The organism is Novosphingobium aerophilum (assembly GCF_014230305.1).
Taxonomy (GTDB): Bacteria; Pseudomonadota; Alphaproteobacteria; order Sphingomonadales; family Sphingomonadaceae; genus Novosphingobium; species Novosphingobium aerophilum.
Genome location: NZ_JACLAU010000010.1, coordinates 70,442 through 91,580 on the forward strand (window position 1 = coordinate 70,442; position 21,139 = coordinate 91,580).

Annotated in this window: 15 protein-coding genes; 8 read left to right on the forward strand and 7 right to left on the reverse strand. The window is 69.5% G+C overall.

What is annotated here, in order from left to right; all coding sequences use genetic code 11:
• The first annotated feature begins 19 nt into the window (after positions 1–19).
• Both H7F49_RS08910 and H7F49_RS08915 read left to right on the forward strand, forming a co-directional pair.
• Positions 20–2,473, forward strand: coding sequence for a glycoside hydrolase family 3 protein (locus tag H7F49_RS08910; RefSeq protein WP_235982038.1), 2,454 nt, complete (start codon positions 20–22; stop codon positions 2,471–2,473).
• 58 nt (positions 2,474–2,531) lie between these two features.
• Positions 2,532–2,954: a hypothetical protein gene (locus tag H7F49_RS08915; RefSeq protein WP_185683241.1), complete on the forward strand. Its 423-nt coding sequence runs from the start codon at positions 2,532–2,534 to the stop codon at positions 2,952–2,954.
• A gap of 184 nt (positions 2,955–3,138) precedes the next feature.
• Here the strand turns inward: H7F49_RS08915 and H7F49_RS08920 are convergent, their stop codons facing one another.
• Positions 3,139–3,621 (reverse strand): Lrp/AsnC family transcriptional regulator, encoded by a 483-nt coding sequence (locus H7F49_RS08920; protein WP_185683242.1) that lies wholly within the window; start codon positions 3,619–3,621, stop codon positions 3,139–3,141.
• Positions 3,622–3,747: 126 nt separating this feature from the next.
• Here H7F49_RS08920 and H7F49_RS08925 point away from each other — a divergent pair, with 126 nt between their 5' ends.
• Both H7F49_RS08925 and H7F49_RS08930 read left to right on the forward strand, forming a co-directional pair.
• Positions 3,748–6,096: a transketolase gene (locus H7F49_RS08925; RefSeq protein WP_185683243.1), complete on the forward strand. Its 2,349-nt coding sequence runs from the start codon at positions 3,748–3,750 to the stop codon at positions 6,094–6,096.
• A 206-nt stretch (positions 6,097–6,302) separates the two neighbouring features.
• Complete coding sequence (locus H7F49_RS08930; RefSeq protein ID WP_185683244.1) at positions 6,303–8,459, forward strand: putative bifunctional diguanylate cyclase/phosphodiesterase; 2,157 nt, start codon at positions 6,303–6,305, stop codon at positions 8,457–8,459.
• A gap of 280 nt (positions 8,460–8,739) precedes the next feature.
• On the opposite strand, the gene H7F49_RS08935 is transcribed toward H7F49_RS08930, so the two are convergent.
• Complete coding sequence (locus H7F49_RS08935) at positions 8,740–9,672, reverse strand: tetratricopeptide repeat protein (protein ID WP_214647733.1); 933 nt, start codon at positions 9,670–9,672, stop codon at positions 8,740–8,742.
• An 18-nt stretch (positions 9,673–9,690) separates the two neighbouring features.
• Positions 9,691–10,434, reverse strand: coding sequence for an alpha/beta hydrolase (locus H7F49_RS08940; RefSeq protein WP_185683245.1), 744 nt, complete (start codon positions 10,432–10,434; stop codon positions 9,691–9,693).
• 137 nt (positions 10,435–10,571) lie between these two features.
• Here H7F49_RS08940 and thrS point away from each other — a divergent pair, with 137 nt between their 5' ends.
• Positions 10,572–12,563, forward strand: coding sequence for a threonine--tRNA ligase (thrS, locus tag H7F49_RS08945; RefSeq protein WP_185683246.1), 1,992 nt, complete (start codon positions 10,572–10,574; stop codon positions 12,561–12,563).
• A 138-nt stretch (positions 12,564–12,701) separates the two neighbouring features.
• Here the strand turns inward: thrS and H7F49_RS08950 are convergent, their stop codons facing one another.
• From H7F49_RS08950 to H7F49_RS08960, 4 genes are all read right to left on the reverse strand, one after another.
• A complete protein-coding gene (locus H7F49_RS08950) occupies positions 12,702–13,676 on the reverse strand; it encodes a DUF11 domain-containing protein (protein WP_185683247.1) in 975 nt (324 codons plus the stop codon).
• Positions 13,677–13,793: 117 nt separating this feature from the next.
• On the reverse strand, positions 13,794–13,925 hold the full coding sequence (locus H7F49_RS19765; protein WP_268958956.1) for a hypothetical protein: 132 nt from the start codon (positions 13,923–13,925) through the stop codon (positions 13,794–13,796).
• 337 nt (positions 13,926–14,262) lie between these two features.
• Positions 14,263–15,252 (reverse strand): agmatine deiminase family protein, encoded by a 990-nt coding sequence (locus tag H7F49_RS08955; protein WP_185683248.1) that lies wholly within the window; start codon positions 15,250–15,252, stop codon positions 14,263–14,265.
• A gap of 2 nt (positions 15,253–15,254) precedes the next feature.
• Positions 15,255–16,952, reverse strand: a complete 1,698-nt coding sequence (locus H7F49_RS08960) for a M28 family metallopeptidase (protein ID WP_185683249.1) — start codon at positions 16,950–16,952, stop codon at positions 15,255–15,257.
• Between the two features lie 137 nt (positions 16,953–17,089).
• Between H7F49_RS08960 and H7F49_RS08965 the strand changes: the two genes are divergently transcribed.
• The 3 genes from H7F49_RS08965 to H7F49_RS08975 are packed head-to-tail and all read left to right on the forward strand — an operon-like array spanning position 17,090 to position 21,113.
• Positions 17,090–19,825 carry a bifunctional [glutamine synthetase] adenylyltransferase/[glutamine synthetase]-adenylyl-L-tyrosine phosphorylase gene (locus tag H7F49_RS08965; protein ID WP_185683250.1) on the forward strand — a complete coding sequence of 912 codons (2,736 nt, stop codon included), beginning with the start codon at positions 17,090–17,092 and terminating at the stop codon, positions 19,823–19,825.
• Positions 19,822–20,292, forward strand: a complete 471-nt coding sequence (locus tag H7F49_RS08970; RefSeq protein ID WP_185683251.1) for a peroxiredoxin — start codon at positions 19,822–19,824, stop codon at positions 20,290–20,292. Before H7F49_RS08965 ends, H7F49_RS08970 begins: the two co-directional genes overlap by 4 nt.
• Positions 20,289–21,113: a ferritin-like domain-containing protein gene (locus tag H7F49_RS08975; RefSeq protein ID WP_185683252.1), complete on the forward strand. Its 825-nt coding sequence runs from the start codon at positions 20,289–20,291 to the stop codon at positions 21,111–21,113. The genes H7F49_RS08970 and H7F49_RS08975 overlap by 4 nt, the downstream gene beginning before the upstream one ends.
• Positions 21,114–21,139: the final 26 nt, after the last annotated feature.

The window sequence follows — 21,139 nt, forward strand, 5'->3', positions numbered from 1 at the left end:
CGCCCGTGTCACTGAACGAATGAGAACGTTCACAAACGAATGGGTGAGAGTGGTGATGAAGTTCAGGCCCTGTTTGCTTGTGGCTCCGGCCCTGCTGGCTGCACCCGCTCTGGCCGCCGGAGCAGCGGTATCGGACTCGGCCGCGGTCCATCCTGCGGCATGGCCGGCCGCGCGCAGCCCCGAGGCCCTCACCGATCCTTCGACCGAGGCGCGGATCGCCGACATCATGGCCCGCATGACGCTGGAGCAGAAGGTCGGCCAGATGATCCAGGCCGATATCAGCACGATCACTCCGGCCGATCTGGCGCAGTTTCCGCTCGGTTCGATCCTGGCGGGAGGGAATTCCGGACCCTATGGCGACGAGCGCGCCGATGGTGCGACCTGGGCCCGCCTGGTCGCCGAGTTCCGTGCGGCTTCGCGCCAGAGCGGTCAGGGCATTCCGATCCTGTTCGGGGTCGATGCGGTCCATGGACATTCGAACCTGCCGGGCGCGACGATCTTCCCGCACAACATCGGGCTGGGGGCGGCGAACGACCCGGACTTGATCGAGCGGATCGGCGCGGCAACCGCGGATGAGGTCGCCGCCAGCGGAATCGAATGGACCTTCGCCCCCACCCTGGCTGTGCCGCAGGACCTGCGCTGGGGCCGCAGCTATGAGGGCTATGCGGCCGACCCGGCGCTCGTCGCGCGCTATGCCAGGGCGATGACTCTCGGGCTTCAGGGGCATTTGACTCCGGGGCAGCCAATCCCGGCCAACCGGGTGGCGGCGACGGCCAAGCACTGGCTGGCCGATGGTGGCACCGCGGGCGGAGTGGACCAGGGCAATGCGGCCATGCCGGAGCGGCGGCTGATCGCGATCCATGCTCAGGGCTATCCTCCGGCGATCGAGGCCGGGACCCTGACGGTGATGGCCAGCTTCTCGAGCTGGCAGGGGGTCAAGAACCACGGCAACCGCGCGCTGCTCACCGATGTGCTGAAGGGCCGGACGGGGTTTGCGGGCCTGGTCGTGGGCGATTGGAACGGGCATGGCCAATTGCCCGGCTGCACCATCACCGACTGCCCTGCCACCTTCAACGCCGGGCTCGACCTGGCAATGGCTCCCGACAGCTGGAAGGGGCTGTTCGCATCGACGCTGAGCGCGGCGCGCAATGGCACCATTCCGCAGGCGCGGATCGACGATGCCGTGCGGCGCATTCTCCGGGTCAAGGCCAAGCTGGGCCTGCTCGGGCCCGATCCCGTCGAACGCGGCAACCCGCAACGGATCGGCACGCCCGAACACCTTGCCCTGGCGCGCGAAGCCGTGGCCAAGTCATTGGTGCTGCTGAAGAACGAAGGTGGAGTCCTGCCCTTGCGGCCCGGGGCCAGGGTGCTGGTCGCCGGACCCGCTGCCGATAACATGGCGATGCAGGCGGGGGGATGGACGATCACCTGGCAGGGCACTGATACCACGGCTGCGGACTTCCCCCAGGGCCAGACGATTGGTCGCGCGATTGCCGAGGCGGTGCGCCAGTCCGGTGGCGAGGCGGTGATCGCTCGGGATGGCGCCTGGACCCAGCGCCCCGACGTGGCGGTGGTGGTCTATGGTGAGCACCCCTATGCCGAGTTCCAGGGCGATGTGGCCGACCTGGCCTTCCGCGACCTGGACGGGACCCAGGCGCTCCTCGCCCGGCTCAAGGCGCAGAGCATCAAGGTGGTTTCGGTGTTCCTCTCCGGCCGGCCCCTGTTCACCGGGCCCCAGATGAATGCCTCCGATGCCTTCGTGGCGGCCTGGCTGCCGGGCAGCCAGGGAGCGGGCGTGGCCGATCTTCTGGTAGCCGGCAAGGACGGCAGGCCCCGGGCGGATTTCAACGGTCGCCTGCCGTTTCCCTGGCCGCGCGACGCTCGCTCGCCCGTTGCCCGGCCGCTGTTTCCGGCCGGATACGGATTGACCTATGCTCGCTCGGCGAAGGTCGGACCTGTCAATGAAGACCCCGGCATAGATCTGGTCGCCGCTGCCAATGCCGACACCTATCTGGTGCGGGGCGCGGTACCGTCGCCCTGGCGGCTGAACGCAGAAGCCACCGTAGCGACGCGTACGGTCGATCTGACCGCGCAGGAGGACGCCCGTCAGTTCATCTGGTCCGGCACGGGCACGGTGGCGATCGATGGGCCGGCAGTCAATCTGACCCGCGAACTGGACGAAGGCTTTGTGCTGCGGCTGCGCTGGAAGATCGATGCTGCTCCGTCGGGCGCGTTCAACGTGGGGCTTGGTGGTGGACGGATCGACATCGGACCGCAATTGCGGTCCGCGCCGGGCGACAAGGTGATTGACACGCTCATCCCGCTGTATTGCTTCAAACAAGCAGGGGCCGATCTCACTGCGGTCAGTAATCCCCTTCGCATGTCCTCCGACAAGGGAGCCTCGATCCGACTGCGTGACGCCCGGATCGAAGGGACAGGCCACAACATCAGTTGCCCAGAATTGGTTCGTTGACGCGGTTCGGTTTTCAGGCCTGGATGACCTCGATCTGTGATCGAGCGCTGGACCCTCCGTGGAGTTTGCTGAGGTTATCCGCGACCTGCGCCGGCAGCATGAACACGACGTGGAAGCAACCGACCGGCGGCAGATCGGCCTCGCGCGCCGCCAGCCGCGCGGCCCTTGCGTGCCAGGTGACTGCGAAGTTCTCAGGCCTGACGGTTCGCGCTGGACGATTTTTGGCACGGACATCACGAGGCAAAGATACCTGCGCCGGGAGGCTGGGCGTCAATTACCGCTTGGTCTCGCAAGCGTGAAATCCAAGGCCGAAGCCATCGCGCGGGTGGAACGCAGGGCTCGCGTCAAACTCACCATAGACGACAACCTCCATTACCAGGCCCCGATCGACCCCAATGGTGAAGACTTGACCTATATCCATATGGTGTTCGGACGGGATGGTCTGCTGCATGAGATCGGGGTCTCCCTGGGCGAGACCTGATAGCGCACATGCCATCCCTCAAGCCCCATGCGTCCGACGCGGACCTGCAGCCTGACATTGCCAGCGGATAGGGTGACAAGCTCACGGGCAAGAATGTCTAGTCGTCGCCTGAAGTGCCGTGGATCGAATGACGCGCAAGCGCCATGGCAAAGCCGCGGCATCGCGACATCACGCTCCGCTGGCGCTATGGGCTGACCATCCCCACCGGCAGCGCGGTCTTGTACACGATCGGGCGCAGTGCGAGGCTGGTGGTGACCTGGCTGACTCCCTCGATCCGGGTCAGCTTGCCGCGCAGGAAGTCCTCGAAGGCCGACAGCGAGGGGACGACCACGCGCAACTGGTAATCCGCGTCGCCGGTCATGATGTAGCACTCCATCACCTCGGGAAAGCCGGCCACGGCCGCCTCGAAGGTGGCAAGCTGGCGGTCGGCCTGCTGATCGAGCCGGACGCGGACGAAGGCCGTCACCGCCATGCCGACCCGCTCCGGATCGACCAGCGCGACATAGCCCGAAATGACCCCGCGCTCCTCGAGCAGGCGCAAACGGCGCAGGCATGGGCTGGGCGAAAGGCCAACCCGCTCCGACAGGTCCTGGTTGGAGATCCGCCCCTCGCGCTGGACCTCGGCGAGAATCCGGCGATCGATCGCATCCAGCGCCACATCCGGCATGATCTGCCAACCTTTTCGATTATGGAGAATGATTCTGCCAACAGGTTACGGTGGAGTGGCAACCTTCGCAAGGACCTGCCGAGGCCCGAGTGCTAGCCTCAGGGGAACAAGCGAGGAGCGCCCGAGATGACCGTGATCGCCCAGACCCGCCCAGCCGAGACCGCCCGTCTGCTCGACCAGCTCGAGGTGCGGCTGCGCTGGCTGTCGGCCTGGACGATTCACAATGCCAACCTGCTGCGGCCCAAGCGCGACGGCATGAAGGTGGGCGGGCACCAGGCCAGTTGCGCCTCGATGACCGCGATCATGGCTGCGCTCTATTTCCATGCGCTGCGCCCGCAGGACAAGGTCGCGGTCAAGCCGCATGCCGGGCCGGTGCTCCACGCGATCCACTACCTGCTGGGGCAGCAGTCGCTCGAGCGGTTGCAGCGGTTTCGCGGGCTGGGCGGCGCGCAGTCCTATCCCAGCCGGACCAAGGATGCGATCCCGGTCGATTTCTCGACCGGTTCGGTCGGACTCGGCGTGGCGATGACCGCCTTCGCCAGCCTGGTCCAGGACTACCTCGTGGCTCATGGCGAGGTGCGCGAGGAGGACGCCGGGCGCATGATCGCGCTGCTCGGTGATGCCGAGCTTGACGAGGGCAACATCTACGAATGCCTGATCGAGGGGGTGAAGCACGATCTGCGCAATTGCTGGTGGATCGTCGACTACAACCGCCAGTCGCTCGACAGCACGACAGCGGACCGTATGTTCCGCCGCTTCGACGACATCTTCGAGACCTGCGGCTGGCGGGTGATCACGCTGAAGCACGGCAAGCGCCAGCGCGAGACCTTCGCCCGCCCGGGCGGCGCGGCGATCGCCGAATGGATCGAGAACTGCCCGAACGCCGACTATGCCGTCCTGACCTATCTGGGCGGCGCGGCCTGGCGCGAGCGCCTGCTGCGTGACATCGGGGACCGGCCCCAGGTCAGCGCGCTGATCGCCGACCATTCGGACGAGCAGCTCGCCGCGCTGATGACCAATCTGGGCGGCCATTGCACCGAAACGCTGATCGAGGCCTTCGACAGCGCGCAGGACGAGCGGCCGACCCTGTTCATTGCCTATACGATCAAGGGCTATGGCCTGCCGTTGGCGGGCCACAAGGACAACCATTCGGGGATGATGAACGCGGCCCAGATCGAGGGGCTGCGCGAGGCGCTGGGGATCGCGCCGGGCGAGGAATGGGAGCCCTGGGCCGGCCTTGGCGACAATGCCCGCGCCGCGCTGGAGGATTTCGTCGCCCGTTCGGCCCTGGCGCGCAAACCGGCCGAGCCGGTCGTCCCGGCGATCCCGCTGCCGGCCATGCTGCCGGTGCCCAATGGCGCGGAGCAATCGACCCAGGCGGCCTTCGGGCGCATCCTCAACGACCTCGCCCGCTCAGGCGAGCCCTTGGCCGACCGCATTGTCACCACTGCCCCGGACGTCACGCAGACGACCAACCTGGGCGCCTTCGTCAACCAGCGCGGCCTGTTCCGCCGGCAGGAGCTGGCCGACGTGTTCCAGCACGCCCGGATCCCGTCCGCGCAGAAGTGGATCCAGCATGCGGCCGGACAGCACATCGAGCTGGGCATTGCCGAGAACAATTTCTTCCTGCTGCTCGCGGCGCTCGGGCTCAGCGCTCCGCACTTCGGATCGCGGCTGTTCCCGGTCGGCACGGTCTACGATCCGTTCGTCGCCCGCGGGCTCGATGCGCTCAATTACGGGTGCTACCAGGACGCCCGGTTCCTGCTGGTCGGCACCCCATCCGGCCTGACCCTCGCCGGGGAAGGCGGCGCGCACCAGTCGATCAACACGCCGCTGATCGGCATGGGCCAGCCCGGTCTGACCCTGTTCGAACCGGCCTTTGCGGACGAACTGGCAGCGATCATGCACTGGTCGTTCGACCACCTGCAGCGCCCCGACGGCGGCTCGGTCTACCTGCGCCTGTCGACCTGCACCCTGACCCAGCCGCAGCGGAGCGACGATTCCTGGCAGGCCGACGCGCTGCAGGGCGGTTACTGGCTGCGCCGCCCCGGGCCTGGTGCCGAAGCGGCGATCGTCTTCTCGGGCGCGGTTGCGCCCGAGGCGCTGGACGCCTGGCAGCAGTTGGCCGAGGACATGCCGGGGCTGGGCCTGCTCAACGTGACCTCGGCCGATCTGCTCCACCGGGGCTGGTCGGCTCGCCGCGCGGCGCGGTGGCGGGGCGAGCCCGCCCACCCCTGCCACGCCGATCGCCTGCTGGCGGACCTGCCCGCCGGGGCGGCCCTCGTGACCGTGCTGGATGGTTCCCCGTCCGCGCTGTCCTGGCTGGGCGCGGTGCGCGGCATGCGCGTCAGCCCGCTCGGCACCGATCGGTTCGGCCAGACCGGGGATATCCCGGATCTGTACCGGACCTACCGACTCGATGCGGCGGCGATCGTCGATGCCATGGCCGATCTGTTGCTCGATTTCGGGGGCTGATCCCCGACGTTCCGGGGCGCCGCCAGCGCGACTCGGCGGCCTTCGCCCATGACAATCCGTACATAACCCTATGTTTACGGAACGGGCCCACAATCCTTTGAAGCTAAGGCGGAGGAGCCGGCGCCGGCCCTTGCGGGCGGGACGGTCGGACCGTTCGCCAGGACCAGGACGATGTTGCCCAACCGGTTGATGTGCAAGGGAATGCGATGAGCCTGCGGATCGGCCGTTCCTCCTTGCTCAAGAAGCAGCCACCCGAGCCCCCGGTCGCGCCGGAGCCGAATCCGCTGGCGGAGATGGGACAAGCCTTTCTCCAGACCTTCGAGACGATCGGCCAGGGCGGCTTCTGGATGACCGACGCCGCCGGTGCCCTGACCTATCTGTCGGCCCATATCCGCCCCGATCTGCTGGGGGAGGACGCCGGGCCGGGCGGACGCTTCATCGACCTGTTCGAGCCGGTGGTGCGGACCGAGGGCGAATCCGGGCGGACCCTGCAATTCGTGTTCGCGCGCAAGAGCAAGTTCGACGGCATCCTGGTGCGGCGCAACATTGGCCGGGGCGAACGGGTCTGGGAGCTCAGCGGCGAGGCGATGTTCGACCCGCTGGGCGAGCACAGCGGGTTTCGCGGCATCCTCAAGGACGTGACCGAACAGCACCTCCATGCCGAGGAAAAGTCGCAACTCGTCCGCTACGATCCGCTGACCGGGCTGACCAACCGGCACCGCATGGGCAAGGTGCTGGAACAGATCCTCACCTCGTTCGATGCCGGCAGCCGGTGCTGCACCGTCATGCTGCTCGATCTCGACCGGTTCAAGCAGGTCAACGATACCCTGGGCCACGCTGCGGGGGATGCGCTGCTCAAGCAGGTCGCCGAGCGGCTGATCACCATCGTCGGCGACAAGGAGGCGATCTGCCGCCTGGGTGGTGACGAGTTCCAGATCGTCCTGCGCGATCAGGGCGATCAGGAGTTCCTCGGCCAGCTCGCCTATCGCATCATCGAGATGCTGTCCCAGCCCTACCGCATCGGTGAGGAGCGCTGCACGATCGGGGCCTCGATCGGCATCGCGATCAGCCCGCGCGACGGGACGAGCGCGGACGAGCTGACCCGCAATGCCGACCTGGCGCTCTATTCGGCCAAGAACAGCGGGCGTGGCGTCTTCCGGTTCTTCACCACCGATTACCTCAAGGCGGCGACCGAGCGCCGCGAGCTGGAAGAGGACCTTCACCTCGCGATCGAGCGTGACGAGTTCCAGCTCTACTACCAGCCGGTGGTGGATGCCCGGACCGATACCGTGGTCGGGGCGGAAGCGCTGATCCGCTGGATCCATCCGGTGAAGGGCTTTGTCTCGCCCGCCCAGTTCATTCCCCTGGCCGAGGAATCGAACCTGATCTGCCGGCTCGGGGAATTCGCCCTGCGGCGCGGGTGCAGCGATGCGATGCAGTGGCCCAAGTCCCTGCGCGTGGCGATCAACGTCTCCCCCGTGCAGTTCGCGGAGGAGGACTTCGTCAAGATCGTCCAGCGGGTCCTGCGGGAAACCCGGCTGCCGCCCGAACGGCTCGAGCTGGAGATCACCGAAAGCGTGTTCGTCAGCGATGACGAGAAGGTCCAGCAGATCTTCCAGGGGCTCAAGAACCTGGGCGTGCGGCTCGCGCTCGACGATTTCGGCACCGGCTATTCCTCGCTCGGCTACCTGCGCCGCTCGCCGTTCGACAAGCTCAAGATCGATCAGAGCTTTATCCGCGGGGCCACCGAATTTGCCAGTCGCAACCGCCCGATCGTCGAGGCGACCGCGACCATGGCGCAGGCCTTGAGCATGGTGACCACGGCCGAAGGGGTCGAGACCTTCGACCAGCTTGATCTGGTCCGCGCCCAGCGGGTCAACTATGTCCAGGGCTACATCTACAGCAAGCCGATCTCGGCCGAGGAGTTCCTCAGCAGGGCCAGCGACAACTGGCAGATCGTGCCTTCGGGCCCGGCCCGCCAGCGCGCCGACCGGCTGACCATGTACCGCGCGGTCGGGGTCGTCCATCACGACACCTACCAGACCGGCATCCTGCGCAACCTGTCCACCTCCGGCGCGCTGATCGAAGGCCTGACCGACATGGTCCCGGGCGAGATGATCGCCGTCGATCTGGGGAGCGGCCAGATCGCCGTGGCCCAGGTGATCCGGGTGGTCGGCATACGCACCGGGGTCGCCTTCGAGATTCCGCTGGTTCCGGATGGCGCCGGCGGGCTCTGCACGCTGCGCCGGATCTCCAGCTTCGACTTGTGGAAGGCGGGTCTTCCCGTCAACAAGGACGACGTCCTGGAGCTTGCCAAGCTGCGCGGAACCCCGGCGGGGGCGATCACCGGGATCGCGCTCTAGGCCGTAAACTCATAAACAGCGCCATCGAGGCGCCCAAATGGCGAACAGATCGGGCGAAGCCGCCCGCGGGGAAGGCTGGTTGCCTTTCCAAGGGCGGGTTTGGCCGAGATGGAAGCCATTTGGGCGTCCCGCAGGGATTTGCCCAGAAAGGCCCATCGCTGCGTTGGATAGGCTTGAAATAGAACCACTATTCCTGCGCCTATCCGCCTTGCGCTGGGCCTTTCTGCCTCAAACCTCGATGGCGCTGTTTATGAGTTTACGGCCTAGGACTTCTTCCGGTCTAGGGTTTGGGACCGGCCGCCGCCGCGCCCGGCCTGGTCGCCGGAGCGGGGGTTGGCCCCAGTTGCGCCAGATAGCCGCGGGCCGTGGCCGCCGTCTGGCTATCCGCGCCGATCGCCACCACCGATTCCCACGATTTGCGCGCCGCTTCCGGGCGGCCCGCCAGCATCGCGATGACCCCGGCCTCCAGCCCGATGTCGGGATCGACCGGGCGGAGATCGGCGGCGCGTTCGATCAGGGCCTGGGCCTCGGCCAGACGCCCCTGGCGCCGCGCCAGGGTGGCGGACAGCAGCCAGGGCTCCGAATCGCCCGGGGCTGCCGTGCGCGCCTCGCCCAGCGCCGCACCCGCTTCGACCAGACGGCCCAGCGCGACCAGCGCACGGGCGCGGTCGAGCGCGATCGGCGCGATCATCGCCGGATCGGCCAGTCCTTTCGCCTCGGTCCGGGCCGTATCGAGCGCGGTCAGGGCCCGCTCGGGCGAACCGGCCGCCAGCGCGGCATTGCCCGCCATGGCCCCCAGCCGGGCGCGCAGCAGCCGGTCGCTGCCGGCGCTGTCGAGCGCGGCGAGAAAGGCCTGCTCGGCCCCGGACCAGTCCTCGTCGTGGCTGCGCGCGGTGCCCAGGCACAGCCCCGCTTCCGCCGCCTCATGGCCCTTGGCCGTGGCCAGCCAGGCCTGGGCCTGATCGGCCCCCGCCTCGGGGTCGTCATCCGCCGCGGCGAGGCATTCGCGCAGCCGGGCGCCGTCATCCGCCTTCGCGGTCCGGGGCCCTGCCGCCTTGGCCGCCCCGGCCGGCGGCCTGGCGCGCGGCGGGCGGGCGACGGGCTCGGGGAGCGGGGTGCCGATGGTCCCCGGCGCGGTGAACGGCCCGACCTGTGCCGCCAGGGGGAGCAGCGCGGAGGCGATCAGGGGCAGGGCAAGCAGGGGAAGAGGCATGGGGGCGGGGCCATCCGGTCAGAGCGTGGCGAGCAGGGCCTCGGCCGTGCGCAGCAGCAGCGCCAGGTCCTGATCGCGCGACAGGCGATGATCGCCATCCTTGATCAGCGTCACCTGCACCGCGTCTGAACGCAGGGCCGCGGCCAGCCGCAAGGCGATCTCCCACGGCACGTCGGCATCCCGCTGGCCATGCAGGAGATGGACCGGCCCGGCAAAGCCGATCGGGCCCTCCAGCACCCGGTTGGCCTGGCCATCGCGCCAGAAGCCGGGATAGGTCGGGGTCGGCTCGGGGCCATAGGGATTGTCCTCGTAGAGGATTTCCCCGGTCTGGAGCAGCGCCTGTTGCGCCGCGTCGAAGCCCCAGGTGGTGAAGTCCGGCGCAGCGGCGACGCCGATCAGCGCGCGCACCTGGTCCGGCCGGGCCAGCGCCAGCAACAGCATCAGCCAGCCCCCCATCGAGCTGCCTGCCAGGACCAGCGGCCGCCCGGGGCAGACCGCGTCGACCAGCGCCAGCACCTCGTCGCGCCAGCGGGTCAGCGTGCCCTCGCCGAACGATCCGCTGCTCTCGCCGCAGCCGGAATAGTCGAGCAGCAGGCAGGCCCGGCCCCGGGCATGGCAGTGGTCGAACAGGGCGGCCGCCTTCGATCCGGCCATGTCGGACTTGTAGCCGGGCAGGAACACCAGCACCGGGCCAGGTCCGGGGGTGAAGCGATGGGCCAGGCGGCGGCCGTCGGGCAGGGTCAGGAAGCGCGTCTCGGTCATGCCCGCCGTGATGCGCGCAGCCTGCTGCGGCGGCAAGCCCCCACCCCCACCCGGGGCCGGTCTGGCCGTCGCCCCAACCCGGCGCCTGCCCGCGGAACCCGGTTGAAGGCATCCCCGCGCTGCTTTAGGGGGTCGGCATGTCCGAACTCCTCAAGATCAGCCTGCCCGATGGTTCCGTGCGCGAGATGCCGCAGGGCTCGACTCCGGCCGATGTCGCCGCCGCGATCGGTCCCGGCCTGGCCAAGGCCGCGCTCGCCGCGCGGATCGACGGCGAGCTGGTCGACCTCAGCCGACCCTTCAGCGGCGACGCCAGCCTGGCGCTGATCACCAGCCGCGACGAGGCCGAGGCGCTCGACCTCGCCCGGCACGACTATGCCCACGTCCTGGCCGAGGCGGTGCAGGCCCTGTTCCCGCGCACCCAGATCACCTTCGGCCCCAGCACCGACGACGGGTTCTACTACGATTTCGCCCCGGCCGAACGCCCCTTCACCGAAGAGGACCTGCCCGCGATCGAGGCCGAGATGCGCCGCATCATCGCCGCCGACAAGCCGCTGCGGCGCGAGGTGTGGAGCCGCGAGCAACTGATCAGCCGGTGGCAGCAGCAGGGCGAACGCTTCAAGGCCGAATGGGCCGCCGAGCTGCCCGAGGGTGAGGAGCTGACCGTCTACTGGTCGGGTGACGACTGGCTCGACATGTGCCGCGGGCCCCATCTGCCCAGCACCGGCAAGCTCGATCCCGCCGCCTTCAAGCTGACCCGCGTCTCGGGCGCCTACTGGCGCGGCGACCAGAAGAACGCGATGCTCAGCCGGATCTACGGGACCGGCTGGCTCAACAAGAAGCAGCTTGATGCCCACCTGACCCGCCTGGAAGAGGCGGCCAAGCGCGATCACCGCAAGCTGGGCGCCGAGATGGACCTGTTCCACCTCCAGCAGGAGGCGCACGGGTCGGTGTTCTGGCACCCCAAGGGCTACAAGGTCTGGCGCGAGCTGGAAGCCTACATGCGCCGCGCGATCGATGGCGCCGGCTACCGCGAGGTCAAGACCCCGCAGGTGATGGACGCCCGCCAGTGGGAGCAGTCCGGCCACTGGGGCAAGTACCGCGAGAACATGTTCGTGATCCCCGACGAGGTGCCCAACACCGAGGACGAGGGCCCGATCGTGTCCAACGATGCGCAGTGGATGGCGCTCAAGCCGATGAACTGCCCGGCGCACGTGCTGATCTTCCGCCAGGGGATAAAGTCCTACCGCGATCTGCCGCTGCGCTTCTACGAGAACGGCTGCTGCCACCGCAACGAGCCGCACGGCGCGCTGCACGGGCTGATGCGGGTGCGCCAGTTCACCCAGGACGATGCCCACATCTTCTGCCGCGAGGACCAGATCGTCGCCGAGGTCCGCGCCTTCTGCGAGCTGGCCGACCGGATCTACAAGGACTTCGGCTTCACCTATGCGATCAAGCTGGCGCTGCGCCCGGAAAAGCGCTTCGGCAGCGACGCGCAGTGGGATCAGGCCGAGGCGGAGCTGCGCAACGCCGTCGCCGAGGCCGGCCTCGCCACGCCCGAATACGGCTGGGAGGAACTGCCGGGCGAAGGCGCGTTCTATGCGCCCAAGCTCGAATGGCACCTGACCGACGCGATCGGCCGCACCTGGCAGGTCGGCACGATCCAGTCCGACCGCGTCCTGCCCGAGCGGCTCGATGCCAGCTACGTGGCCGAGGACGGCGAGCGGCACCGTCCGGTGATGCTGCACCGCGCGATCTTCGGATCGTACGAACGCTTCATCGGCATCCTGATCGAGCACTTCGCCGGCAAGCTGCCGGTCTGGCTGGCTCCGGTCCAGGCCGTGGTGGCGACGATCGTCTCCGATGCCGATGGCTATGCCCAGGACGTGGCGGCGCAGCTGGCGGCGGCCGGGATCCGGGTCGAGACCGACCTCCGGAACGAGAAGATCAACTACAAAGTGCGCGAACACTCGCTGCAGAAGGTCCCGCACCTGCTGGTGGTGGGCAAGCGCGAGGCCGATGAAGGCACCGTGGCGATCCGCACCCTGGGCGAGGAACGGCAGAAGTTCGTGCCCCTGGCCGAGGCGATCGCCCTGCTCAAGGCCGAGGCGACCCCGCCCGACCTGCGCTGAGGCAAGCTAAGCTAAGCTAAGCCATAACCCCACCCCGTTCGCCTCGAGCGAAGTCGAGCGGTGCTCACCGGCGTGTCTTGACGTCGTTCGACACGAACGGGGATGGAGCATGGGTGGGCTTGGGCGCGCCGCTCGGCCTCAGTTGATCTTCACGTCGAAGCGGATCTGGCGGGTGGTTCCGCCGCTGACCGTGCCCAGATTCACGTCGATCCCTGCCGCGGAGGCCGCGCCGGCATCGCCGTCGGCCGGGTCGGTCAAGGTCGCCCCGTCGAGCCGGAGCGTGCCCGGCTGGTAAGTGGTGTTGGGCGGGATCGTGTCGGTGATCCGCGCCCCGCTGGCACTGCCGCTGCCGGTGAAGGCCACGGCGAGATTGAAGGTAACCACGGCGCCGGGGATGATCTTGGTCCCGCCATAGGGATCGGCCACGCTGGCCGACTTGGTGATGGCCATGGCGATCGATGAGGCGACCAGCGGGCTCGCCGCATTGGCCAGCGCGGTGGAGGCGCCGACGATCGCATCGCCGCCACCCTGCCCGCGCCCGGCGAAGCTGGTTCCCGGGGTGCCCGATCCGGTCGCCGCCTCCGCGGTCAGGCGCAGTTGCGCGGTCTGGCCGTCGCTCGCGCCGCCGGGCAGGGTGACGATGGCGAAGGCATCCAGCGTGGCATTGGCCGCCAGGGCGGCGGTGTTGGCCCCCGCCAGCAGCGGCTGGTCGATCCCGGGATCGTAGGTCTTGTTGTTGTTGGTATCCAGCACCAGCCCGGTCACCGTCGGGGTGAACTGGTTGCCCGGCAGGGCGCCGGCGACGGTGACCCTGAAGGCTTCCGGCCCGTTGCCGGTGTTGGTGATGCGGAACGGCACGGCCACGGCACTGCCGCCCACCTGCGTCGCCCCGGTGTTGAGCGCCACCACGGTGACGTCGAGCACCTCGTCGACGCGGACCGAGACGGTGTTGGACTGCACGGTCGACGTGGTCGCGCCATTGGTGAAGGTGCCGCTGGCGGTGTTGGTGATGATGGTTCCGGCAGCCGTGCCGAGCGCATGCGCGCCATGGCTGACGAAGGCGAGGGGCACAACCGCCGCAGCGGCCAGCCAGGCATGGCGAGCTTGGGTCATGCCGGAAAAATAGGGTAAACTACCTAATTTTTGGTTGCCCCCTGCGCCGGACGCGCGCGGCTGCGGCCCGGAACGGGCGCTGGCGTCAAGGTCAGGGGGAAAGCGCCGCAGCGCTGGTCAGAGGATCGGCAGCGCCTTGTCGGCCAGGATCAGGGCCAGCGCGCAGCCACCGACGATCACCATGCGCAGCCGGTCCTGCAGGACAGGGCGGAGCGGAGTCGCAACGGCAAGGGCAAGGGCGCGGGCCATGGTTGGATCATGCCGCGAAGGTCTTACCGAAGGCTTAAGGGCAGCGGCACGCCGATGGGTGTTCGGCCCATGCACACGTCCTGACACCCCGGTCGAATCAGCCTAAGCGGGATCGCGGGGACTTGGCCGCCGCAAAAAGGCCGACCACAACCCCATCGTCGCTCCGGACCTGATCCGGGGCAGGGCTTGCCTCGGCCGCGGGCATTGCAAAGTCGAAGCCCTGTCCCGGGTCGAGCCCGGGACGACGATGATGGTGGCCCTGCTGTTCGGCTACGGAGGGGCTGCGGGATGCTCCTGGGTCCGAGCATTTCCGTTTCGCGCGCCCTTTGGCTTCCTATCACCCCGCCGCCGGCATCTGCTGGCTGGCGCAGTGGAAGCTGCCCCCGCCGGCCAGCACGGCATCGGCCATCAGCCCGATCACCGCGCGGTCGGGGAACAGCTCGGCCACCGCCGCGACGCCCTCGGCATCGTGCTGCGTGCCATAGATCGGGACGACCACCAGATGGCTGGTGATTGCGAAGTTCATGTAGCTGGCCGGTTCGATCCGCTCACCGCTCATCACCCGCCCGGGCGAGGGTACCTCGCGCACGGTCACCCCGAAAGCCTCGGCGCGCGCCTTGGCATCGGCATAGATCGCGGCATTGGGATCGTCCGGACCGGTCGCGCGGGGCAGGGCGAGCACGTTCGGGGCGACGAAGCGGGCCAGGTTGTCGACATGGCCGTCGGTGTGGTCGTTGATCAGTCCGTCCCCCAGCCACAGCACCCGATCATACCCCAGATCGCGCGCCAGCCGAGCCTCCAGATCGGCGCGCGACAGGTGTGGGTTGCGGTTGGGGTTGAGCAGGCACTGTTCGGTGGTGACGACCAGCCCGGTGCCGTCGCCGTCGAGCGCGCCGCCCTCCAGGATCCAGTCCGCCGTGGTCACCGCCAGCCCGGCGTCGCGGGCCAGTTCGGCGCCGATCGTCTGGTCGCCGTCCATCAGGTACTTGCCGCCCCAGCCGTTGAAGCCGAAGCGCCGCGCCTCGCGCCGCCCGTCCGGCCCGCAGACCACCAGCGGGCCGGTGTCGCGCAGCCAGACGTCGCCATAGTGCCGCCGCTCGAGCGTCACCGCGCCGCTCACCAGGCTGCGCGCGCGGGCCTCGTTGGCGGCATCGCGCACGATCAGCCGCACCGCCTGCCCGCTTTCCGCGACGGCATTGGCAAAGTCCGCGATCTGCTCCTGCGCGGCGCCGAGGAAGCCGGGCCACTCGGTCTCGTCGTGCGGAAAGCCGATCCACAGCCAGTCCTGCGGATGCCATTCGGGGGGAAGCTGCAGGCGGACGGTCATCGTCACTTCGCCCTGGTCGCAGCCCGGCTGGCGTCCCGCACGGCGCGGAACTCGTCGTTGGGCAGCCAGTTGGGCCACATCGTCCCATCGGCCAGTTCGCGCCCGAGCCGGTACGCGAAGTCCACCTCCTGGGCGATCCCGCTCATGTCCCAGGCGGGCGAATAGTGATCGTTCGGCTGGTGATAGCGGTTGCGGGTGTAATCCTCCGCGGCGGCCTGTCCGGCGGCCTTGCCGCCCACTTCCAGATCCTCCCCGCGGCCGAAGCTGTAGACCGGCACCCCGCGCTTCGCGAGGCTGAAGTGGTCCGACCGGTAGTAGCCGCCGCGTTCGGGGTTGGATTCGGGCGATTCCTTCAGGCCCAGCGCGGCCAGATGCTTGCGGAACAGGGCGTTGAGGTCGGACTTGTCCCCGCCCGACATGGTCATGTCGCGCGAGCGGCCCCCCGGGGCCAGCCCGTCGAGGTTGACCCCGCCAACCGTCCGGGCCAGCGGGAAGACCGGATTGGCGGCGTAGTATTCCGAACCGAGCAGGCCCGATTCCTCCAGTGTCAGCGCGATGAAGGCCTGGCTGCGACGCGCCGGGCCGGCCTGGGCCTGGGCCCGGGCCAGCGCGATGATCCCGGCCACCCCGGTGGCATTGTCCACCGCGCCATTACAGATGTTGTCGCCGGTGGCATCGGGCTTGCAGCGGCCCAGGTGATCCCAGTGGGCGGAATAGAGCACGACCTCGTTCGGCGCGGTCCGGCCCGGCAGCAGGCCGATCACATTGTGCGAGACCGAGGTCCTGACATCGTTGGCGAAGCTGTAGCTGGCCTTGAGCCCCAGCGGCACGGCCTTGAAGCCGGGCTTCGCCGCGGCGGCGCTGAGCGCGGCGAAGTCCTGCCCGGCGGCGGCGAAGATCTTTTCGGCAGTGGCCTTCTGGATCCAGCCATTGGCTTCGGTCTGGTCCATGCCCTTGTTCGGGGTCTGGATGAAATTGCGCGTGCTGGTGCTTTCGATCACGTTCCAGCCATAGGCCGCGGGATAGGTGTCGTGCACGATCAGCACCCCGCGCGCACCCTGGCGGGCCGCTTCCTCGTACTTGTAGGGCCAGCGGCCGTACCAGGTCATGCGGCGACCCTTGAACAGGCCGTGCTCGTCGCTGGCGGCAAAGTCCGGATCGTTGACCAGGACGACCGCGATCTTCCCCTTCATGTCGATCCCGGCGTAATCGTCCCAGCCCAGTTGCGGCGCGCGGATGCCATAGCCGACGAAGACCAGTTCGGCGTCGCTGATCGCGGTTTCGGGCACGGCGCGATAGCTGAAGGCGACGAAGTCCTTGACCGGCGCGAAGCTGAGCGTCTCCTTGCCGCCGGTCACGGTCAGGGGCGAAAAGCGACTGCCGGTGATCGACACCGTCGGCACGTCCTGCAGCCACTGGCCCTTGTTGCCCGGCTTCAGCCCGGCGGCCTTGAACTGGGCGATGATGTAATCCAGCACGCGCGGCTCGGCCGGGGTGGCGGGGCCACGGCCCTCCATGTTGTCCGCCGCCAGCGCCGAAATGACCGAGCGCATCAGCGGCACGTCGACCGCGGGAGCGGCGCGCACCGCGGTTCGGGTTCCGCTCCGGGTCGGGGTCTTGGCCGCAACGGGGGAAGACAGGGCGGCAAGCGCCAGGGCCGTCAGCGCGACGGAGCCCAGGGCGGAACGCGAGAGGGGCATCGGGGTCCTTTCAGATGAAACCAGCGGCGCCTTCTAGGCGTGGTCCGGGCGCGGCGACAAGCTCTTGTCGTGGCGCCATGCCTTGATCCGGAACGCCCGAACGGGCAGGGCAGGGGCATGCTGCGAGCCTGCCGGACATGACCTCCCCGCCCGCCGCCGACTGGCGCGGTGCGCTGGCCCGCGCCGCCGCCCATGCCCCTTTCCTGGCCGGACTGATCGAGCGCCAGCCCGAACTGGTCGCGCGGCTCGCGGCAGGGGATGGCGAGGGCGCGCTGGCGCTGGCCCGGACCGCTGGCGAGGGCGCGCCCGATGTCGGCGTGGCGCTGCGGCGCGAACGGCGCGCGCTGGCCCTGGCCCTGGCGATCGGCGATCTGGCCGGGGCCTTTCCGCTCGCCCGGGTCACCGCCGAACTCTCCGCCTTTGCCGATCGCGCGCTCGATGCGGCGATTCGCGAGGCGCTGCTGCAGCGCATGCCCGACGCCGAGCCGACCGGGTTCATCGCCCTGGCCCTGGGCAAGCACGGGGCGGAGGAGCTCAACTATTCGTCCGACATCGATCCGATCCTGCTGTTCGATCCGGATCGCATGCCGCATCTCGCCCGCGAGGAGCCCGGCGAGGCGGCGGCGCGCTATGCCCGGCGGGTGGTCCAGACCCTGGGGCGGATCGACGAGGAGGGCTATGTCTTTCGCGTCGACCTGCGGCTGCGACCCGCCTCCGAGGTCAGCCCGCCGGCGCTGTCGCTCGATGCGGCGCTGACCCATTACGAAAGCTCGGCCCTGGCCTGGGAGCGCGCCGCCTTCATCCGCGCCCGCGCCTGCGCCGGCGATGTGGCTGCGGGCCAGGCCTTCCTCGCCGCGATCCGGCCCTTCGTCTGGCGCAAGAGCCTGGACTTCGGCGCGATCGCCGAGATCGGCCGCCTGACCGCGCGGATCCGCGAGGCCAAGGAGGGTCCGGCGCGGCCCGGCCCCGGGTTCAACCTGAAGACCGGGCGCGGCGGCATCCGCGAGGTGGAGTTCTTCGCCCAGACCCACCAGTTGATCCACGGCGGCCGCAATCCGGGCCTGCGCCTGCGCGGGGTGCGCGCCACGCTCGACGCGCTGGCCGCGGCCGGGCTGATCCATCCCGAGAACGCCCGCGTGCTGGGGGAATGCTATGACCGCCTGCGCACGCTGGAGCACCGGCTACAGATGGTGCTCGATCAGCAGACCCATGCCCTGCCCACCGATCCGGCGGCGATCGACAATGTCGCGCGGCTCGACGGCCTGCCCGACGGTGCGGCGCTGATCGCCGAGCTGGAGGTGATCACCGAGGCGGTCGGCAGCCGCTACGACACGCTCATCGCGGCGCATGGCCACCCCTCCGGGGCGAGCATGGTCGTGCCGGTGCAGGATGAGGGCGCCGCGCGCAGCCTGGTCGAACAGCTCGCCGCGCTCGGCTACGAGGACGCCGCCGGCCTTGCCGAACGGGTCGAAGGCTGGAAGGGCGGCCGGGTCCGCGCGCTCCGCTCCGAAGCGGCGCGGGCCGCCTTCGATGCGATCCAGCCCGCGCTGCTCGCCGCGCTGGCCCGCTCGCCCGAGCCGGTGCGCGCGTTCAACCGCTGGGAGCAGTTGCTGACGCGGCTGCCGTCCGCGCTCAACCTGTTCCACCTGCTCGAGGCGCGGCCCGGGCTGCTCGAACTGCTCGCCAAGGTGCTCAGCCTGGCCCCGCCGCTGGCCGATGCCCTCGCCGCCCGGCCCGACCTGCTCGATCCGCTGATCGACGCCTCGGCCTTTGCCCTGCCCGGCGGGGTCGAGGACCTCGTCGCCGAATTCTCGGCGGGCGAAGCCGACGACGATTACGAACGCCTGCTCGACCGGGTCCGCCGCCGGGTCGGCGAACGGCGCTTCACCCTGGGGGTCCAGCTGATCGAGGGCGCGACCGACCCGCTCGCGCTGGCCGCCGCCAATGCCCGCGTGGCCGAGGCCGCGCTGCAGGTGCTGGCCGCTGCGGCGACCGCCGAGTTCGAGGCGGCGCATGGCCGGGTCCCGGGCGGCGAGCTGGTCGTGCTCGGGCTTGGCCGGTTCGGCGGCGGAGCCCTGACCCATGCCTCGGACCTCGACCTGATCTACCTGTTCACCGGCGATTTCGCGGCCGAATCCGACGGGCGCCGGCCCCTTGGCGCCTCGCTCTACTTCAACCGGCTGGCCTCGCGGATCAGCGCCGCCCTGTCGGTGCCGACCGCCGAGGGCGCCCTGTACGAGGTGGACACCCGGCTGCGCCCCTCGGGCACCCAGGGACCGCTCGCCGCCAGCCTCGATTCGTTCGCGCGCTACCAGCACGAACAGGCCTGGACCTGGGAGCACATGGCGTTGTGCCGGGCGCGGCCGGTCTATGGCTCGGTCACTGCCCGCGCGGCCCTGGCGGCGATCGTCGGCGAGGTCCTGCTGATGCCGCGCGACCGCGACCGGCTCCGCACCGACGTGCTCGACATGCGCGCGCGCATGGCCGAACACAAACCGCCCAAGGGCCCGCTCGATGTGAAGTTGCTGCGCGGCGGGCTGGTCGATCTGGAATTCATCGTCCACTTCCTTCAGCTCGCCACCGGGCAGGGACTGTCGCCGGCCCTGCCCCAGGCCCTGAAGGGGCTGGCGGGGGTCGGGCTCGTGCCGGATCGGCTGGCCCTGGCGCACGATCGGCTGACCCGCCTGCTGGTCGCCACCCGCCTGCTCGCGCCCAAGGCCGATGAGCATCGCGCCGGACCGCGCGCGGCGCTTGCGGCCGCGACCGGATATGCCAATTGGGACAGCGTGACCGCGGGGCTGGCGGAGGCGAGGACCATTGTCGCCGCCGCCTGGCGGCAGGTGTTCGACGAGCAACTGGAGATCGATCGATGAGCAAACCGGGTGCGGGAGACAAGCTCCCCGACATCGCCCTGACCACGCCCGATGGCGGCACGGTCAAGCCCTCTGACTTCGCCGGGCGCAAGCTCGTGCTGTTCTTCTACCCGAAGGACGACACCCCCGGCTGCACCACCGAGAACCTCGACTTCTCGGCCCTCGCCGCCGACTTCGCGGCGGCCGGCACGGCCCTGCTCGGGATTTCGAAGGACCCGCCGGCCAAGCACCAGAAGTTCGCCGCCAAGCACGGCCTGACCGCCCCGCTGGCGAGCGACGCCGAGGCGGGCGGCCTGTCCGATGCGCTGGGGATCTGGACCGAGAAGGTCAATTACGGCCGCACCTACATGGGCATGGTCCGCACCACCTACCTGGTCGCCGCCGACGGCACGATCGCCCGGGTGTGGGACAAGGTGAAGGTCAAGGGCCACGCCGCCGAGGTGCTGGAGGCCGCGAAGGCGCTTTGACCCCGCCTGCGCCGCCTCTCTCCGTCGCGGCCGCGATTCGCGCCGCGCTGCTCACCGCCGACCCCTTCGCCAAGGCGCGCGCCACCCGCGCCGTGGCGCGGGACTGGCGGCTGGGGCGGCTGGACTTCGCCTTCGACTGCGCGATGCCGGACCGCCCGGCGCGGCCAGCCCGGCCAGAGCTGCTGCCGCCCAACCGCATGCCCAAGCGCGGGCGGGGCCAGTCGGATCGCGGGCGGATCGCGCTGTGGCACGCCCTGGCGCATATCGAATTTGTCGCGATCGATCTGGCGCTCGACATGGCCGGTCGCTTCGGTGCGACGATGGGGCGGGCCTTCGTCGGGGATTTCCTGGCGGTGGCCGCGGACGAGGCGATGCATTTCGTGCTGATCGCGCGCCAGCTCCGGACGCTCGGCGGCGCTTATGGCGATCTGCCCGCGCACGATGGCCTGTGGGAATCGGCCGAGGCCACGCGGCACGATGTCGCCGCCCGCCTCGCCGTGGTGCCGATGGTGCTGGAGGCGCGGGGCCTCGACGTGACCCCGGCCACCCTCGAGCGGGTTCGGGCGAGCGGCGATGCGGTCGGCGCGCGCATCCTGACTCGCATCCTTGACGACGAGATTCGCCACGTTCGATTCGGCGTAAAGCACTTTGTCGCATGCGCCGAAACGCGCGGCGAAAGCCCGGCGGAACTCTGGAAAAGCTTGGTTTCGAGCCACTTTCGCGGAGCCGTTAAGCCACCGTTCAACGACTCGGCGCGGGAGTCAGCCGGTTTATCGCGGGATTTCTACGGAGCTGTTGCCTCGCTGCAACGGGCCGGTTAGCCCCCGAAACAGAGAAGGCGGGGGGT

What these genes read in the sequence shown, in the direction of transcription:
- H7F49_RS08910 (WP_235982038.1), top strand. Translation starts at nt 20, where the DNA reads ATGAGAACGTTCACAAACGAATGGGTGAGAGTGGTGATGAAGTTCAGG.
- H7F49_RS08920 (WP_185683242.1), bottom strand. Translation starts at nt 3,621, where the DNA reads ATGCCGGATGTGGCGCTGGATGCGATCGATCGCCGGATTCTCGCCGAG.
- H7F49_RS08925 (WP_185683243.1), top strand. Translation starts at nt 3,748, where the DNA reads ATGACCGTGATCGCCCAGACCCGCCCAGCCGAGACCGCCCGTCTGCTC.
- H7F49_RS08930 (WP_185683244.1), top strand. Translation starts at nt 6,303, where the DNA reads ATGAGCCTGCGGATCGGCCGTTCCTCCTTGCTCAAGAAGCAGCCACCC.
- H7F49_RS08935 (WP_214647733.1), bottom strand. Translation starts at nt 9,672, where the DNA reads ATGCCTCTTCCCCTGCTTGCCCTGCCCCTGATCGCCTCCGCGCTGCTC.
- H7F49_RS08940 (WP_185683245.1), bottom strand. Translation starts at nt 10,434, where the DNA reads ATGACCGAGACGCGCTTCCTGACCCTGCCCGACGGCCGCCGCCTGGCC.
- thrS (WP_185683246.1), top strand. Translation starts at nt 10,572, where the DNA reads ATGTCCGAACTCCTCAAGATCAGCCTGCCCGATGGTTCCGTGCGCGAG.
- H7F49_RS08950 (WP_185683247.1), bottom strand. Translation starts at nt 13,676, where the DNA reads ATGACCCAAGCTCGCCATGCCTGGCTGGCCGCTGCGGCGGTTGTGCCC.
- H7F49_RS19765 (WP_268958956.1), bottom strand. Translation starts at nt 13,925, where the DNA reads ATGGCCCGCGCCCTTGCCCTTGCCGTTGCGACTCCGCTCCGCCCTGTC.
- H7F49_RS08955 (WP_185683248.1), bottom strand. Translation starts at nt 15,252, where the DNA reads ATGACCGTCCGCCTGCAGCTTCCCCCCGAATGGCATCCGCAGGACTGG.
- H7F49_RS08960 (WP_185683249.1), bottom strand. Translation starts at nt 16,952, where the DNA reads ATGCCCCTCTCGCGTTCCGCCCTGGGCTCCGTCGCGCTGACGGCCCTG.
- H7F49_RS08965 (WP_185683250.1), top strand. Translation starts at nt 17,090, where the DNA reads ATGACCTCCCCGCCCGCCGCCGACTGGCGCGGTGCGCTGGCCCGCGCC.
- H7F49_RS08970 (WP_185683251.1), top strand. Translation starts at nt 19,822, where the DNA reads ATGAGCAAACCGGGTGCGGGAGACAAGCTCCCCGACATCGCCCTGACC.